Source organism: Burkholderia sp. R-40 (genome assembly GCF_049942845.1).
GTDB lineage: Bacteria > Pseudomonadota > Gammaproteobacteria > Burkholderiales > Burkholderiaceae > Burkholderia > Burkholderia ambifaria.
In genome coordinates this window covers 723,293-738,041 of sequence record NZ_CP187967.1, presented here as the reverse complement: position 1 = coordinate 738,041, position 14,749 = coordinate 723,293, and the positions used below count along the sequence as shown (strand labels likewise).

General features: G+C 69.3%; 8 protein-coding genes. 5 read left to right on the top strand and 3 right to left on the bottom strand.

What is annotated here, in order from left to right; genetic code table 11:
* Window positions 1–21: 21 nt before the first annotated feature.
* Window positions 22–2,823, bottom strand: coding sequence for a bifunctional [glutamate--ammonia ligase]-adenylyl-L-tyrosine phosphorylase/[glutamate--ammonia-ligase] adenylyltransferase (gene glnE / locus ACP26O_RS03380; protein WP_175665281.1), 2,802 nt, complete (start codon window positions 2,821–2,823; stop codon window positions 22–24).
* A gap of 228 nt (window positions 2,824–3,051) precedes the next feature.
* Here glnE and ACP26O_RS03375 point away from each other — a divergent pair, with 228 nt between their 5' ends.
* The 4 genes from ACP26O_RS03375 to aroG all read left to right on the top strand — a co-directional run bounded on the left by ACP26O_RS03375 (window position 3,052) and on the right by aroG (window position 11,206).
* Window positions 3,052–7,248, top strand: coding sequence for a YhdP family protein (locus tag ACP26O_RS03375; RefSeq protein WP_175665282.1), 4,197 nt, complete (start codon window positions 3,052–3,054; stop codon window positions 7,246–7,248).
* Window positions 7,249–7,299: 51 nt separating this feature from the next.
* Window positions 7,300–8,127 (top strand): carbon-nitrogen hydrolase family protein, encoded by an 828-nt coding sequence (locus ACP26O_RS03370; protein ID WP_175665283.1) that lies wholly within the window; start codon window positions 7,300–7,302, stop codon window positions 8,125–8,127.
* 93 nt (window positions 8,128–8,220) lie between these two features.
* Entirely contained in the window at window positions 8,221–9,687 is a 1,467-nt protein-coding gene (tldD, locus tag ACP26O_RS03365) for a metalloprotease TldD (protein WP_012363145.1), read from the top strand.
* Between the two features lie 445 nt (window positions 9,688–10,132).
* On the top strand, window positions 10,133–11,206 hold the full coding sequence (aroG, locus tag ACP26O_RS03360; RefSeq protein WP_006752725.1) for a 3-deoxy-7-phosphoheptulonate synthase AroG: 1,074 nt from the start codon (window positions 10,133–10,135) through the stop codon (window positions 11,204–11,206).
* A gap of 115 nt (window positions 11,207–11,321) precedes the next feature.
* Here the strand turns inward: aroG and hmpA are convergent, their stop codons facing one another.
* Window positions 11,322–12,530 (bottom strand): NO-inducible flavohemoprotein, encoded by a 1,209-nt coding sequence (hmpA, locus tag ACP26O_RS03355; protein ID WP_175665284.1) that lies wholly within the window; start codon window positions 12,528–12,530, stop codon window positions 11,322–11,324.
* Window positions 12,531–12,631: 101 nt separating this feature from the next.
* Window positions 12,632–13,183, bottom strand: a complete 552-nt coding sequence (locus tag ACP26O_RS03350) for a cob(I)yrinic acid a,c-diamide adenosyltransferase (RefSeq protein ID WP_126227190.1) — start codon at window positions 13,181–13,183, stop codon at window positions 12,632–12,634.
* Between the two features lie 140 nt (window positions 13,184–13,323).
* On the opposite strand from ACP26O_RS03350, the gene ACP26O_RS03345 reads away from it, so the two are divergent.
* Complete coding sequence (locus ACP26O_RS03345) at window positions 13,324–14,733, top strand: FAD-binding oxidoreductase (protein ID WP_175665285.1); 1,410 nt, start codon at window positions 13,324–13,326, stop codon at window positions 14,731–14,733.
* The last annotated feature ends 16 nt before the right edge of the window (window positions 14,734–14,749 follow it).

Below are 14,749 nucleotides of genomic sequence, written 5' to 3'. Positions count from 1 at the left end.
CCGTAGATTCGAACGTCCGACTCAAACGCCCGTTTCGACGGCCCCGAACACGCGCGTCCACAGCGCCGTCACGGCCGCCCGCTCGTCGGCCACCAGGGCCGGATCGACCCGCGCCTTCTCCATCCCGTCGAGCCGCAGCTTGTGCTGCAGCTTCCGGTACTGGCGGTACGCCGCGCCGACACGCTCGGCCTCGTCCTCGCTCATCAGCCCGAAGCGCGCAACCTCGCGCAGCAGCGCGATGTTGCCGGTGTTGCGGATCAGCTCGGCATCGCTCGACGCATGCAGCAGCACCCAGTACTGGACGATGAACTCGATGTCGACCATCCCGCCGCGATCGTGCTTCAGGTCGAACAGCTCGGTCTGGTTCGGATGGCCCGCGAACACCTTGCCGCGCATGTCGACGATTTCCTTCGCGAGCACGTCGCCGTCGCGCGGCGTCGTCAGCACCTGCTGGCGGATCGCCTCGAAGTCCATGCCGATCTGCGTGTCGCCCGCGCTGTAGCGCGCGCGCGTGAGCGCCTGGTGCTCCCACACCCACGCGGTGTTCGCCGCGTCGCCCTCGCGCAGCTGGTAGCGGCGGAACGCGTCGAGATCGGTCACGAGCAGCCCGGCCTCGCCGTTCGGCCGCAGCCGCAGGTCGATGTCGAACAGCGCGCCCGCGCCGGTCGCGGTCGTGAGCCACGTGATCAGCCGTCGCGTAAACGTCGTATAGACGTCCGCCGAGCGCTCGTCGGGATCGTCGTACAGGAAGATCAGGTCGAGATCTGATGCGTAGCCGAGCTCCTTGCCGCCGAGCTTGCCGTACGCGATCACCGCGAACTTCGGCACGTCGCGATGGCGCTTCGCGAGCTGCGACCAGACCACTTCGATCGTCACGTCGAGCACCGCGTCGGCGAGCTCGGACAGGCGATCGCTCACGTGCTCGACCGACAGCTGGCCCGCCAGGTCGATCAGCAGGATGCGGAACACCTCCGCGTGCTGCGCATGCCGCAACAGGTCCATCTGCTGCTCGGGGCCGTCGGCCGCCGCGAGACGCGCGCGCAGCGCATCCTTGAACGCGGGCCAGTCGAACGGGCTCGCGATCGCTTCGTCGTCGAGCAGTTCGTCGAGCAGCTGCGGATGGCGGATCAGGTAGCCGCCGCCCCAGCGCGTCGCGCCGAGCACGGACAGCACGCGGTCGAGCGCAGCCGGGTACTCGGTCAGCAGCGCGAGATAGACGCCGCGCCGGCTGACCGTCTCGAGCAGGTCGAACAGCCGCACGATGGTTTCGTCGCGGCGCGCGGCGTCGATCCGCGGCGCGGCCTCGAGCGCGCGCTGCGCGACGCTGTCGAAGCGCTGCCGGCTCTTTTCCGGCAGGCCCGCGTAGCGCGACGACTGCCAGATCGCGCGCAGCCGCGCGAGCACGGCCGCCGGATCGGCGAAGCCCAGGCCGTCGAGGCGCGCGAGCAGCGCGTCGTCTTCGCCGTCGTCGGCCAGCGCGCCGCTCCAGATCCACGCGGCCGCCGTGTCCTCACCGGCCGCGCAGGGGCCGCCGCTCACCTTGTCCGCGAAAATCTGGTCGAACTGCGCCTCGACGAAGGTGCGGTAGCCATCGAGCACCGTCATCAGCGCCGCGTAGTCCGCAAAGCCGAGCGAGGCGGCCAGCGCCGCGCGCTCGTCCGGATCGACCGGCATCGCATGCGTCTGCGCGTCGTCGCGATACTGCAGCCGGTGCTCGAGCGTGCGCAGGAAGTTGTACGCGTCGGTCAGCCGCTCGCGCACGTCCTCGCCGATCAGCCCGCGCGCCTGCGCATGGCGCAGCACCGCGAGCGTCGGCCGCACGCGGAACCCCGCATCCTGGCCGCCGCGGATCAGCTGGAACACCTGCGCGCTGAACTCGATCTCGCGGATCCCGCCGCGCCCGAGCTTGATGTCGTCGGCCTTGTCGGGCCGCATCGACGCGCGGCGCGCGGCTTCGTGGCGAATCTGCTGGTGCAGCGAACGGATCGCGCCGATCACGCCGAAGTCGAGATAGCGGCGGTAGACGAACGGCTTGACGATCGATTCGAGCTGCGACTCGAGCCGCCGCGCCGCGTCGCTGTCGCCTTCCGACACGAGCCGCCCCTTGATCCACGCGTAGCGCTCCCATTCGCGGCCCTGCACGTAGAAATATTCCTCGAGCATCCCGAGGCTGCAGACGAGCGGCCCCGAATCGCCGTTCGGGCGCAGCCGCATGTCGACGCGAAACACATAGCCGTCGGCCGTGACTTCGGACAGCACGCCGATCAGGCGCCGGCCGAGCCGCGTGAAGTATTCCTGGGTGGACAGCGGCGAGCGCGTGCCACCGGCTGTCTCGCCGTCGTCCTCGTAGACGAAGATCAGGTCGATGTCCGACGACACGTTCAGCTCGCGGCCGCCCAGCTTGCCCATCCCGACGACGCCGAGCACGACGCGCTGGCCGTCGGCGCCGCGCGGCTCGCCGTACATCGCCTCGAGCTCGGCGGACAGCAGCGCGAGCGAGCGCTGCACGGCCGCTTCGGCCAGATGGGTCATCGCGCCCGTCACCTCGGCGACGCTCGCGAGGCCGCGCAGATCGCGCTCCGCGACCGCGCCGAACACTTCGACACGCAACTGCCGCAGCGCGCGCTTCAACTGCTCGTCGCTCGGCGCGGCCGTGCCGGCCGGTGCCGCGAGCAGCTCGCTCAGGCGCGCGTCGAGCTGCGCGCGGGACAGCGGCGCGGCGGCCCACGCGGCGATCCGCTCGGACAGCGCGGGACGCGCGGCGGCCGCGCGGGCGATATAGCGGGAGTAGGATGGGCTGATCAGGGCGGAAGCGTCGGTCATCGAAAAGCGGGCCTGGCGGTAAGGCCCGCCGCCGCGGGGCGACGCATGCGCGCCCCGCTGCCGACAGGCTCCTTGGACTCGGCGCGGCATCGCGGCGCGGGTGCGCCGCCGCGAAAACCGCGCGCCGGAAAGCCCGTGCCATGCTGCCCCAACGGCCGCCGGCACGAACCCCTGTGATACATTTCAACGTCAGTCTGCAAAACTACCATATCGCCGCCCTTCCGCCGCATGTCCGACCGTCAGGAATCCGCCGTACCTGCGCCCGAAGCGGGACCTCCGAAGCACGATCATCCTGTCCTGCGTCGCGTGTTCAGGGTGACGCTGGCAGTCGGTATCGGCACCTACTTCGTCGCGTCCGCCTCGTTCCTCGGGCTGCGCTACGTGCTGCTGCCGCGCATCGACGAATTCCGCCCGCGCATCGAGCGCGCGGTGTCCGACAAGCTCCACGCGCAGCTTTCGATCGGCAGACTGTCTCCTCACTGGTCCGGCATGCAGCCGGGCGTCGAAGTCACCAACCTGACGATTCGCGGCCGTGACGGCCGGATCGCGCTGTCGGTCCCGCACGCGACGGCCGCGCTGTCGTGGATGTCGCTGCTGCGGTTGTCGCCCGCGCTGTCGAGCCTGATCGTCGACCACCCCGACCTCGTCGTCGCGCGCGCGGCCGACGGCTCGCTGAGCGTCGCGGGCGTCGGCGTCGCGACCACCCATGGCGGCAACGACACGTTCAGCACGTGGCTGCTGAAGCAGGAAGCGATCGTGCTGCGCAACGGCACGCTGCGCTGGCGCGACGCGCAGCACGACGCACCGGAGCTCGCGCTGTCGGGCATTCGCCTCGCGGTGCTCAACCACGGCCGCGTGCACAAGGCCGCGCTGCAGGCGCCCGCGAACGGCACGCTGCTGCTCGGCCCGCTCGATTTCCGCGCGCGCTTCCGGCACAAGCCGCTCCAGCCGATCGGCAAGCCGACGAACTGGACCGGCGACGCGTACCTGTCGACCGGCCCGGTCGACCTGCAGACCCTCGGCCGCTATCTCGACATTCCGCTCACGATCCATGCGGGCCGGATCGACAACGCGATCTGGGCGACCTTCGAGGACGGCCACCTGCGCTCCGCGGGCGGCGACCTGCAAGGCGCCGACGTCGTGCTGCGCGTGCGGCCGACCCAGCCGCGCCTCGACGTGCCGACGGTCGGTTTCGGCTGGGACATGGCGCTGAACGCCGGCCGCGACTACACGCTGCACCTGACGCGCTTCAACGCGGAGCTCGGCCAGCCGCCGCTGCCGGACGGCACGCCGCTCGCGCGCTCGCTCGCGCTGTCGACACTGACCGCCCGCTACCGCGTGCCGGCCGCCGACCAGGGGCAACTGCTGAGCGTCGTCGGCGACCGCGTCGATCTCGGCATCCTCAGCGAGTTCATCCGCGGGCTGCCGCTGCCGGCACGCCTGCGCAACGAGCTGATCAAGCTCGACCCGCGCGGGATGGTGTCGAACTATCACATCGAGGTCGAGCGCGCGAAGCCGGCGCGGCCCGAGCTCGCCGACGAAGAGCGGCGCATGGGCGCCGCGCCGATCGTGCGCTATCGCTTCCTCGGCGATCTGCAGGGCATCAGCGTCGCCGCGCAGGAGCCGCCGCCGGGCTTGTCGCCGCGCGGTCACCCGCGCGCCGGCTGGCCGGGCGTCGAGAATTTGTGGGGCCGCGTCGATGCGAACGAGACCGGCGGCAGCGCGCACTTCGACACGGTCAACGCCGCGGTCACGGTGCCCGGCGAATTCGACCAGCCGCGCCTGACCTTCGACCGGCTGCGCGGCAACGCGAAATGGGTGATCACGCCGGCGCCGGGCGACAAGCACGCGCGCGTCGACGTGACGTTGCCCGACCTGTTCGTCTCGAACCCCGATGCCGAAATCGCGGTGTCGGGCTCGTACACGAACCCCGGCCACGGCCGCGGCTCGCTCGACCTGCGCGCGGATTTCGCGCGCGCGTCGGTGGCGCGCATTCCGCGCTACCTGCCGACCGGGATGTCCGAACGCCTGCGCCAGTATCTCGGCCATGCACTGCAGGACGGCCAGGTGACCAAGGGCGCGTCGATCGTCGCGCGCGGCCCGCTCGAGAAATTCCCGTTCTCACACGAGCCGGATGCCGGCGTGTTCCATATCGTCGCGCCGTTTACCGGCGGGCGCTTCGAGCCGACGCCGTACCCGCCGCGCAAGCTCGCGAACGGCACGCCGAGCGTCTGGCCGGCACTCGACGCAATCGACGGCGTGTTCGAGCTCGCGCAGAACAAGCTGCACTTCGACATTGCCCGCGCGCGCTACAAGCGCGTCGCGCTGACCAAGGTGGCCGGCCGGATCGACGATCTCGGCAACCCGTCGAAGTCGCCGCTCATCATCGACGGCCATGCGCAAGGCCCGCTCGCGGACCTGATCGACTACGCGGACAACAGCTCGCTCGGCACGATGAGCGGGCACATCGGCCAGCGGATCGATGCGCAGGGGCCCGCGTCGCTTGCGCTCAAGATCACGATTCCGCAGCGCGTGCCGCATCCGCATACGCACGTCGAAGGCGCCCTCGCGTTCGGCGGCAACACGCTGTCGACCGACGGCGTGCCGCCGCTGTCCGCGCTGCGCGGCAGCGTGCGGTTCAGCGAGGCCGGCGCGTCGCTGCACGACCTGTCGGGGCGCTTCCTCGGCGGCCCGGTGCGCGCGAACGGCAACTTCCAGTCGCATGGCCCGTACGCGGTGAACGTCGACGGCAAGCTCGCGCTCGACGCCACGCGCGGTCTGAACCTGCACGGCACGGCCGCGGCGCTGCTCGAGCACGTGGTCGGCGACGCGCCGTACCACGTCGCCGTGCGCGGCGCGCCGGGCCGCCTGCCGGAGGTCACCGCGCATTCCGACCTGACGGGCGTCGCGCTGAACTTCCCCGCGCCGTTCGCGAAACCGGCCGGCACGCCGATGCCGTTCCGCTTCACGCTGCAGCCGGCCGCCGAGGCCGACGGCAAGCGCCTCGAACATGCCGACCTGACGCTTGGGCCCGTGTCCGCGACCTACCTGCTCGACGCGACGCGCGGCCAGCCGCTGCGGGCGGTGCGCGGCGCGATGGGCATCCACCGGATGCCCGACCTGCCGCAGGACGGCGTGAGCGCCGCCGTCGACGTCGACGAACTGGACGCCGACGCATGGCTCGCGCTGGCCCGCACGCTGCAGCACGACACCCCGCGCGCACCGGAGCCGGCCGCGCCGCGCGTCGACGTCGCGAGCTTCACGCCGAAGCGCTTCGCGCTGCACTTCGGCACGCTGAAGCTGCTCAAGCGCAACTGGGAAAACGTGATCATCGGCGCGTCGCACGTCGACGAGCTGTGGCAGGCGAACATCGCGTCGAACCAGGTCTCGGGCTACCTGTCGTGGGCGCAGGGCGGCGGCCACAACGGCGCGGGCGTGCTGAACGCGCGGCTCGCGAAGCTCGTGATTCCGCAAAGCGCGCAGCACGACCTCGTCGGCCGCGCGATGAACCTGCCGACGCCGACGGACCGGCCGATGCCGTCGGTCGACCTGATCGTCGACCAGGTCGTCGCGCGCGATCACGACATCGGCCGGCTCGTCGTCAATGCGAGCAACATCGACGAGGACGGCGCGCCGGTGTGGCAGCTCGACAAGCTCGAGCTGGCGAACCCGGCCGCGAAGCTGACGGCGACCGGCAACTGGCGCACCTCGCGCCGCGCGCTCGCCCGCGGCGTCGACGAAAACGATGCGCCGCGCCGCAGCGTGTTCGACTTCAAGCTCGACATCGGCAACGCGGGCGCGCTGCTCGATCTCGTCGGCCTGCCGCGCACGGTCGCGAACGGCCACGGCACGGTGACCGGCAAGGTCGGCTGGCGCGGCGGCCCGACCGCGGTCGATCTGCCGTCGCTCGGCGGCCAGGTCGCGGTCGATCTCGAGCACGGCCAGATCCTGAAGGTCGATCCGGGTGCCGCGAAACTGCTCGGCGTGCTGAGCCTGCAGAGTCTCGCGCGCTTCCTGACGCTGAATTTCCGCGACGTGGTCGGTAAGGGCCTGCCGTTCGACAAGATCACGGGCACCAGCCGGATCTCGAACGGGATCGCGCGCACCGACGACTTCTCGATGACGACGGCGCCGGCGAACGTGACGGTGCGCGGCGCGGTCGATCTCGGCGCCGAGACGCAGGACCTGCACGCACACGTCGCGCCGAAGATCGGCGCCGGCACGGCGGCGATCGCGGCCGCGATCATCAACCCGCTGCTCGGCGTCGGCGTGCTGGCCGCGAACTACGCGCTGTCGGAGACGCTGTCGCACGCGTTCGCGCTCGACTACGCGATCACGGGCTCGTGGGCGCATCCGCACATCGAGCGGGTGCGGGGCGATCAGGGTAAGATGAATCACGGTCCGGCCGATGCGGCGAGCCATTGACGCGCGCAGGGTGCCGGGCCGCACCCTATTTATGACGCAATCGATCCAGCGATGACCGATCACACCCGTTCCGCCACGCCCTTTCGGGTCGCCGCGCTGCAGATGGTGAGCACGCCGGACGTCGCGCGCAATCTCGCCGAAGCCGGCCGCCTGATCGCGGAAGCGGCCGGCGACGGCGCCCAACTCGTGCTGCTGCCCGAGTATTTCTGCTTCATGGGCCACCGCGACACCGACAAGCTCGCGCTCGCCGAACCCTACCGCGACGGTCCGATCCAGCAGTTTCTCGCGCAGGCCGCGCAGCGTCACGGCATCTGGGTGATCGGCGGCACGCTGCCGCTGAAGGCGCCCGAACCCGATCGCGTGCTGAACACGACGCTCGTGTTCGATCCGAGCGGCCACGAGGCGGCCCGCTACGACAAGATCCACCTGTTCAACTTCGAGAAAGGCGACGAATCGTTCGACGAGGCGCGCACGATCCGCGCGGGCGAGACGGTCGTCACATTCGACGCGCCGTTCGGGCGGGTCGGCCTGTCGGTCTGTTACGATCTGCGCTTTCCGGAGCTGTATCGCAGGATGGGCGACTGCGCGCTGATCGTCGTGCCGTCGGCGTTTACGTATACGACGGGTCGCGCGCACTGGGAAATGCTGCTGCGCGCGCGGGCCGTCGAGAACCAGTGCTACGTGCTCGCGGCCGCGCAGGGCGGCAAGCACGAGAACGGCCGGCGCACCTGGGGCCACAGCATGCTGGTCGACCCGTGGGGCGAGGTCGTCGCGGTCCGCGACGAAGGCGCGAGCGTCGTGACCGGCGCGCTCGATCCGCAGCGTATCGCCGACGTGCGCCAGAGCCTGCCCGCGTGGCGACATCGCGTGCTGGCGTGACCCGCTGAACCGCCCCGGCGCTTGAAACGCCGCCCGGCCAACCCATCTGCCCAGAACGCACCCGACAACTTTTTGAGAACCCTCGATACCCGCATGAACATCATCGAACCCGGCATCCGCAATCTTGCGCTGGCGAAGGACATCCTCCTCACGCCGTACGGCCTCGACGAGAGCCTGCTCACGCGCACGATCGCCGACATCTTCACGCATCGCGTCGACTACGCGGACCTGTACTTCCAGGCGACCCGCAGCGAAGCGTGGAGCCTCGAGGAAGGCATCGTGAAGTCGGGCAGCTTCAGCATCGACCAGGGCGTCGGCGTGCGCGCGGTCGCGGGCGACCGCACCGCGTTCGCTTACTCGGACGACCTGTCGCCGGAAGCCATCGCGCAGGCGGCCGCGGCCACCAAGGCGATCGCGGCGGCCGGCGGCGGCCGCCAGAAGATCCGGGCCGCGACGTCGCTCACGGGCATCTCGGGCCGCGACCTGTACCTGCCGTCCGATCCGCTCGCGTCGCTCGACGCGACCGCCAAGGTCAAGCTGCTCGAGCGCATCGAGCAGATGGCGCGCGGGCGCGACCCGCGCGTCACGCAGGTGATGGCGGGCCTCGCCGGCGAATACGATGTCGTGCTGGTCGCGCGCAGCGACGGCGCGCTCGCGGCCGACATCCGCCCGCTCGTGCGCGTGTCGGTCACGGTGATCGCCGAGCAGAACGGCCGCCGCGAGATCGGCTCCGGCGGCGGCGGCGGCCGCTTCGACTACGCGTACTTCACCGACGACGTGCTGTCGCGCTACGTCGACGACGCCGTGCACGCAGCGTTGGTGAACCTCGACGCCCGCCCCGCGCCGGCCGGCGCGATGACGGTCGTGCTCGGGCCGGGCTGGCCGGGCGTGCTTTTGCACGAGGCGATCGGCCACGGTCTCGAGGGCGACTTCAACCGCAAGGGTTCGTCCGCGTTCGCCGGCCGCATCGGCGAGCAGGTCGCCGCGAAGGGCGTGACGGTGGTCGACGACGGCACGCTGCCGAACCGCCGCGGCTCGCTGAACATCGACGACGAAGGCAACCCGACGCAGTGCACGACGCTGATCGAGGACGGCATCCTGAAGGGCTACATCCAGGACACGCTGAACGCGCGCCTGATGAAGATGCCCGTCACCGGCAACGCGCGGCGCGAATCGTACGCGGCGCTGCCGATGCCGCGCATGACCAACACGTACATGCTCAACGGCGACAAGGATCCGCAGGAAATCATCGCGTCGGTGAAGAACGGCCTGTACGCGGTGAACTTCGGCGGCGGCCAGGTCGACATCACGAACGGCAAGTTCGTGTTCTCGGCGTCCGAGGCGTACATGATCGAGAACGGCAAGGTCACCTACCCGGTGAAGGGCGCGACGCTGATCGGCAGCGGCCCGGAATCGCTGAAGTACGTGAGCATGATCGGCAACGACATGTCGCTCGACTCGGGCGTCGGCGTATGCGGCAAGGAAGGCCAGAGCGTGCCGGTCGGCGTCGGCCAGCCGACCCTGCGGATCGACAAGATGACGGTCGGCGGTACGGCATAACCGCATCGCGACGCAGACAATCCGCGCATTTTGACAAAAACGCGCGGATTGTCCGCATTTTTTGACGCCCCGGCTTGCCAGCCGCACGGCGACACGGTATAAATTCCGAATCAACTTTTTTGACGAACCGAATCTCCGTCATGTCCGCCAAGTTTTATTTTTACTTTTTTTGGCATCTCAGACCGCTGGCGGATCGAGAGGGTTGATGGCGCGTGAAGCGCAACCGAAATTCCCGAAAAACCGCCGGCGAACCCGGCGGTTTTTTTTCGCCCTTCGCCAGCCGGTCGCCGCCGCAGCGGTCCCGCGGCCGCGGTCGACACCACTGAATTGTCTGAATCGATGAATTTGCCGCACGCGTAGTCATTGGGCGGCGCCCTCAACAGCTTTGCATGGGGCCGGAGCAAGTGCCGAAGCACTCGAGCCGGTCGACACAGGAGAAAACAGCATGCCCCCGCACAATACCGACGACGTCCGCATTCGCGAACTCAAGGAACTGACGCCGCCCGCCCACCTGATCCGCGAATTCGCGTGCTCCGAGGCCGCGTCCGAGCTGATCTACCACTCGCGCCAGTCGATGCACCGCATCCTGCACGGGATGGACGACCGGCTGATCGTCGTGATCGGGCCGTGCTCGATCCACGATACGAAGGCGGCGATCGAGTACGCGGGGCGGCTCGTGAAGGAGCGCGAGCGCTTCAAGGGCGAGCTGGAAATCGTGATGCGCGTGTACTTCGAGAAGCCGCGCACGACGGTCGGCTGGAAGGGGCTCATCAATGATCCGCACCTGGACAACAGCTTCAAGATCAACGAAGGGCTGCGCACCGCGCGTGAGCTGCTGCTGCAGATCAACGAGATGGGGCTGCCGGCGGCGACCGAATACCTCGACATGATCAGCCCGCAGTACATCGCCGACCTGATCTCGTGGGGCGCGATCGGCGCGCGCACGACCGAGTCGCAGGTGCACCGCGAGCTGGCGTCGGGGCTGTCGTGCCCGGTCGGCTTCAAGAACGGCACCGACGGCAACGTGAAGATCGCGGTCGATGCGATCAAGGCCGCGTCGCAGCCGCACCATTTCCTGTCGGTGACCAAGGGCGGCCATTCGGCGATCGTGTCGACGGCCGGCAACGAGGACTGCCACGTGATCCTGCGCGGCGGCAAGACGCCGAACTACGACGCGGACAGCGTGAACGCCGCGTGCGCGGACATCGGCAAGGCCGGCCTCGCCGCGCGCCTGATGATCGACGCGAGCCACGCGAACAGCTCGAAGAAGCACGAGAACCAGATTCCCGTGTGCGCGGACATCGGCCGCCAGGTCGCGGCCGGCGACGAGCGCATCGTCGGCGTGATGATCGAGTCGCATCTCGTCGAGGGGCGTCAGGACCTGAAGGAAGGCTGCCCGCTGACCTACGGCCAGAGCATCACCGATGCGTGCATCGCGTGGGACGACAGCGTGAAGGTGCTCGAAGGCCTCGCGGAATCGGTGAAGGCACGCCGCGTCGCGCGCGGCAGCGGGAACTGAGCGCCTGCAGGCCCCGGTGCGGCGCGTACCGCCCGCGGCCTGCGGCCTGCGCCCATGAAAAAACCCGGCTCGCGCCGGGTTTTTCATTGCCTTGGCCGGAACCGACCGCAGATCCTTACTCGAGCGCGCCCGAGCCGAAGATCTCGGTGTTCACACGCTCCGGCGCGACGCCCAGCGCGACGAGCGCATCGCGTTGCGCCTTCATGAACGCGATCGGGCCGCAGATGTAGTAGTCGGCATCCGGCACGAGCGCATGCTGCTTCACGCGTTCCGGCGTCAGGCGCCCTTCGAGGTCGTGATCGACACCGGCACGGTCGTTCGGGCCGACCAGCTCGTACAGCACCGTGCGCTTCACGTTCGCGTGCTCGCGCGCCGCGTCGTTCAGCCAGTCGCGGAACGCGTGCACCGCGCCCGAACGGCATGCGTGGACGAACCGTACCTCACGCTTGCTGCCTTCGGCGATCAGCGTCGACGCCATCGACATCATCGGCGTGATGCCGACACCGCCCGAGATCAGCACGACCGGCGTCTCGACATCGCGCTTCAGCGAGAAGTCGCCCATCGGCGCGGTCACTTCGATGATCGCGCCCTCTTCCACGCCGTCGTGCATCAGCGTCGACACCTTGCCGGCCGGGATCGCTTCCGCCCTGCCTGCCTCGCGCTTCACCGAAATGCGCAGCCACTTGCCGTTGGGCGCATCGGACAGGCTGTACTGGCGCGGCTGGTCGACACCCAGGTCGCCGACGAAGCGCTTCACCGAGATGTACTGGCCCGGCTCGAACTTCGGCGCGTCGCCGCCGTCGGCGGGGGTCAGGTAGAACGACGTGATCTCGTCGCTTTCGCGCACCTTGCGGGCGACCTTGAACGGGCGGAAGCCGCTCCATGCGGCGTTCGCGTACAGGTCGGCCTCGGCGCCGATCATGATCTGCGCGAGCTGGCCGTACGCGACGCGCCAGGCTTCGAGCGTTTCCGCGTCGACCGCGTCGCCGAGCACTTCGACGATCGACGCGAGCAGGTTCTCGCCGACGATCGGGTAATGCTCCGGACGGATATTGAGGCTCGCGTGCTTGTGCGAGATGCGCGACACCGCGCCGCCCAGCGCACCGAGGTTGTCGATGTTCGCGGCATACGCGTAGACCGCCTTCGCGAGCGTTTCCGGCTGGCTGCCGGTCTTCTGGTGCGTCTGGTTGAACAGGTTCTTCAGTTCCGGATGACGCGCGAACATGCGCTGATAGAAGTGCTTCGTGATCGTCGCGCCGTGCTCGGCAAGGACAGGGGCGGTGGCCTTCACACGGGCCATCTGGTCAGCGGTGATGTGGGTCATGTGTGTTCTTCTCCGTTAAACATGCACATACGATACATCTTTAAAATCGAAGCGCCCCTCGGACAAATTGTCGCAGTGCGGAAATCGATGCCTGCCGCGCGTCAGCGCACGCGCCCGCGCTCCCACAGCACGTCCGAGCCGCCGTCCGCGCGATTCAGCACGCGCGCCAGCACGAACAGCAGATCCGACAGCCGGTTCACGTATCGCCGCGGCGCATCATTGAGCGTGTCGGTGCGCCCGAGCGCGACGATCGAGCGCTCTGCACGGCGGCACACCGTGCGGCACACGTGCGCAAGCGACGCCGCGCGCGAGCCGGCCGGCAGGATGAATTCCTTCAGCGGCGGCAGCGTCGCGTTGTAGTCGGCGAGCCACCGGTCGAGGCGCGCGAGATGCGTGTCGTCGAGCACCCCATGGCCGGGGATGCACAGCTCGCCGCCCAGATCGAACAGGTCGTGCTGGATCGTGACGAGCGCGGTGCGGACGTCGTCCGGAAGCGGCTCGGCGAGCAACACGCCGAGCGCCGAGTTCAGTTCGTCGACGTCGCCGATCGCGGCGATGCGCACGTCGTCCTTGCCGACGCGGCGCCCGTCGCCGAGGCCGGTGGTGCCGTCGTCACCCGTGCGCGTGGCGATCTTGCTCAAGCGGTGGCCCATGCGAATGTCCTCTCGTGCGCGGCCGCAGCGCGGCCAGGTGGGGTTGGTACGCGATTATCGCAGCCCGCGGCGAGGGCCGCACCGGACGTTGCAGCGTAGAATGAACCGAAAGTTCGACAAGCAGCCGTCAGGAGACACGAGTGAATCACCCCGACACGCCGGCCGCCACGCGCCGCCCCCTCCCGCCCGCGATGCTCGATGCGCTGCGCGCCGCCTTCGGCGAGCGCGTGTCGACCGCCGAGGCCGTCCGCGCCCATCACGGCCGCGACGAATCGCCGTTCGATCCGCAACTCCCCGACGTCGTCGTGTTCGCCCGCAGCGCGGATGAAGTCCGCGAAGTCGTGTCGCTGTGCGCGCTCTACAGCGTACCGCTGATTCCGTACGGCGCCGGCTCGTCGCTCGAGGGCCATCTGCTCGCCGTACGCGGCGGCGTATCGCTCGACCTGTCGGAAATGAACCGCGTGCTGTCGATCAACGCGGAAGACCTGACGGTCACGGTCGAACCGGGCATCACGCGCAAGGCGCTCAACGAAGTGCTGCGCGACACCGGCCTGTTCTTCCCGATCGATCCGGGTGCCGACGCCAGCATCGGCGGGATGACCGCGACCCGCGCGTCGGGCACCAACGCCGTGCGCTACGGGACGATGCGCGAGAACGTGCTCGGCCTGAGCGCCGTGCTCGCCGACGGCCGCGTCGTGAAGACGGGCTCGCGCGCGCGCAAGTCGTCGGCCGGCTACGACCTCACGCGCCTGTTCGTCGGCTCCGAAGGCACGCTCGGCGTGATCACCGAAATCACGCTGCGCCTGCATCCGCTGCCCGAAGCCGTGTCGGCCGCGATCTGCACGTTCCCGTCGATGGGCGACGCGGTGCGCACCGTGATCGAGACGATCCAGATCGGCGTGCCGATCGCGCGCGTCGAATTCGTCGACTCGCTCGCGGTGCGCTCGATCAACCGCCACTCGAACCTGACGCTCGCCGAGGCGCCGACGCTGTTCTTCGAATTCCACGGCACCGAAGCGGGCGTGAAGGAACAAGCCGAGCTCGTGCAGGCGCTCGCGGGCCAGAACAATGGCCAGGGCTTCGAATGGGCGACCCGCCCCGAGGACCGCACGCGGCTCTGGGCCGCGCGCCACAACGCGTATTTCGCGATGCTGCAGTTGAAACCCGGCTGCCGCGCGGTGACGACCGACGTGTGCGTGCCGATCTCGCAGCTCGCCGCGTGCGTCGAGGAGACCGAAGTCGACCTGCGTGCGTCGTCGCTGCCCTGCCCGATCGTCGGCCACGTCGGCGACGGCAATTTCCACGTCGCGATCCTGATCGATCCCGACAAGCCCGAGGAAATCGACGAAGCCGAGCGCATCAACGACCGGATCGTCGAACGCGCGCTGCGCCTTGGCGGCACCTGCACCGGCGAACACGGCGTCGGGCTGCACAAGATGCGCTTCCTGCCGAAGGAGCACGGCGACAACGCGATCGACGCGATGCGCGCGATCAAGCTCGCGCTCGATCCGCGCAACCTGATGAATCCCGGCAAGATCTTCACGTGCTGACACGGCGGCGCGCCGC

Coding starts and splice junctions, on each gene's coding strand:
- ACP26O_RS03370 (WP_175665283.1), top strand. CDS start 7,300: ATGACCGATCACACCCGTTCCGCCACGCCCTTTCGGGTCGCCGCGCTG.
- aroG (WP_006752725.1), top strand. CDS start 10,133: ATGCCCCCGCACAATACCGACGACGTCCGCATTCGCGAACTCAAGGAA.
- hmpA (WP_175665284.1), bottom strand. CDS start 12,530: ATGACCCACATCACCGCTGACCAGATGGCCCGTGTGAAGGCCACCGCC.
- ACP26O_RS03375 (WP_175665282.1), top strand. CDS start 3,052: ATGTCCGACCGTCAGGAATCCGCCGTACCTGCGCCCGAAGCGGGACCT.
- glnE (WP_175665281.1), bottom strand. CDS start 2,823: ATGACCGACGCTTCCGCCCTGATCAGCCCATCCTACTCCCGCTATATC.
- ACP26O_RS03350 (WP_126227190.1), bottom strand. CDS start 13,183: ATGGGCCACCGCTTGAGCAAGATCGCCACGCGCACGGGTGACGACGGC.
- tldD (WP_012363145.1), top strand. CDS start 8,221: ATGAACATCATCGAACCCGGCATCCGCAATCTTGCGCTGGCGAAGGAC.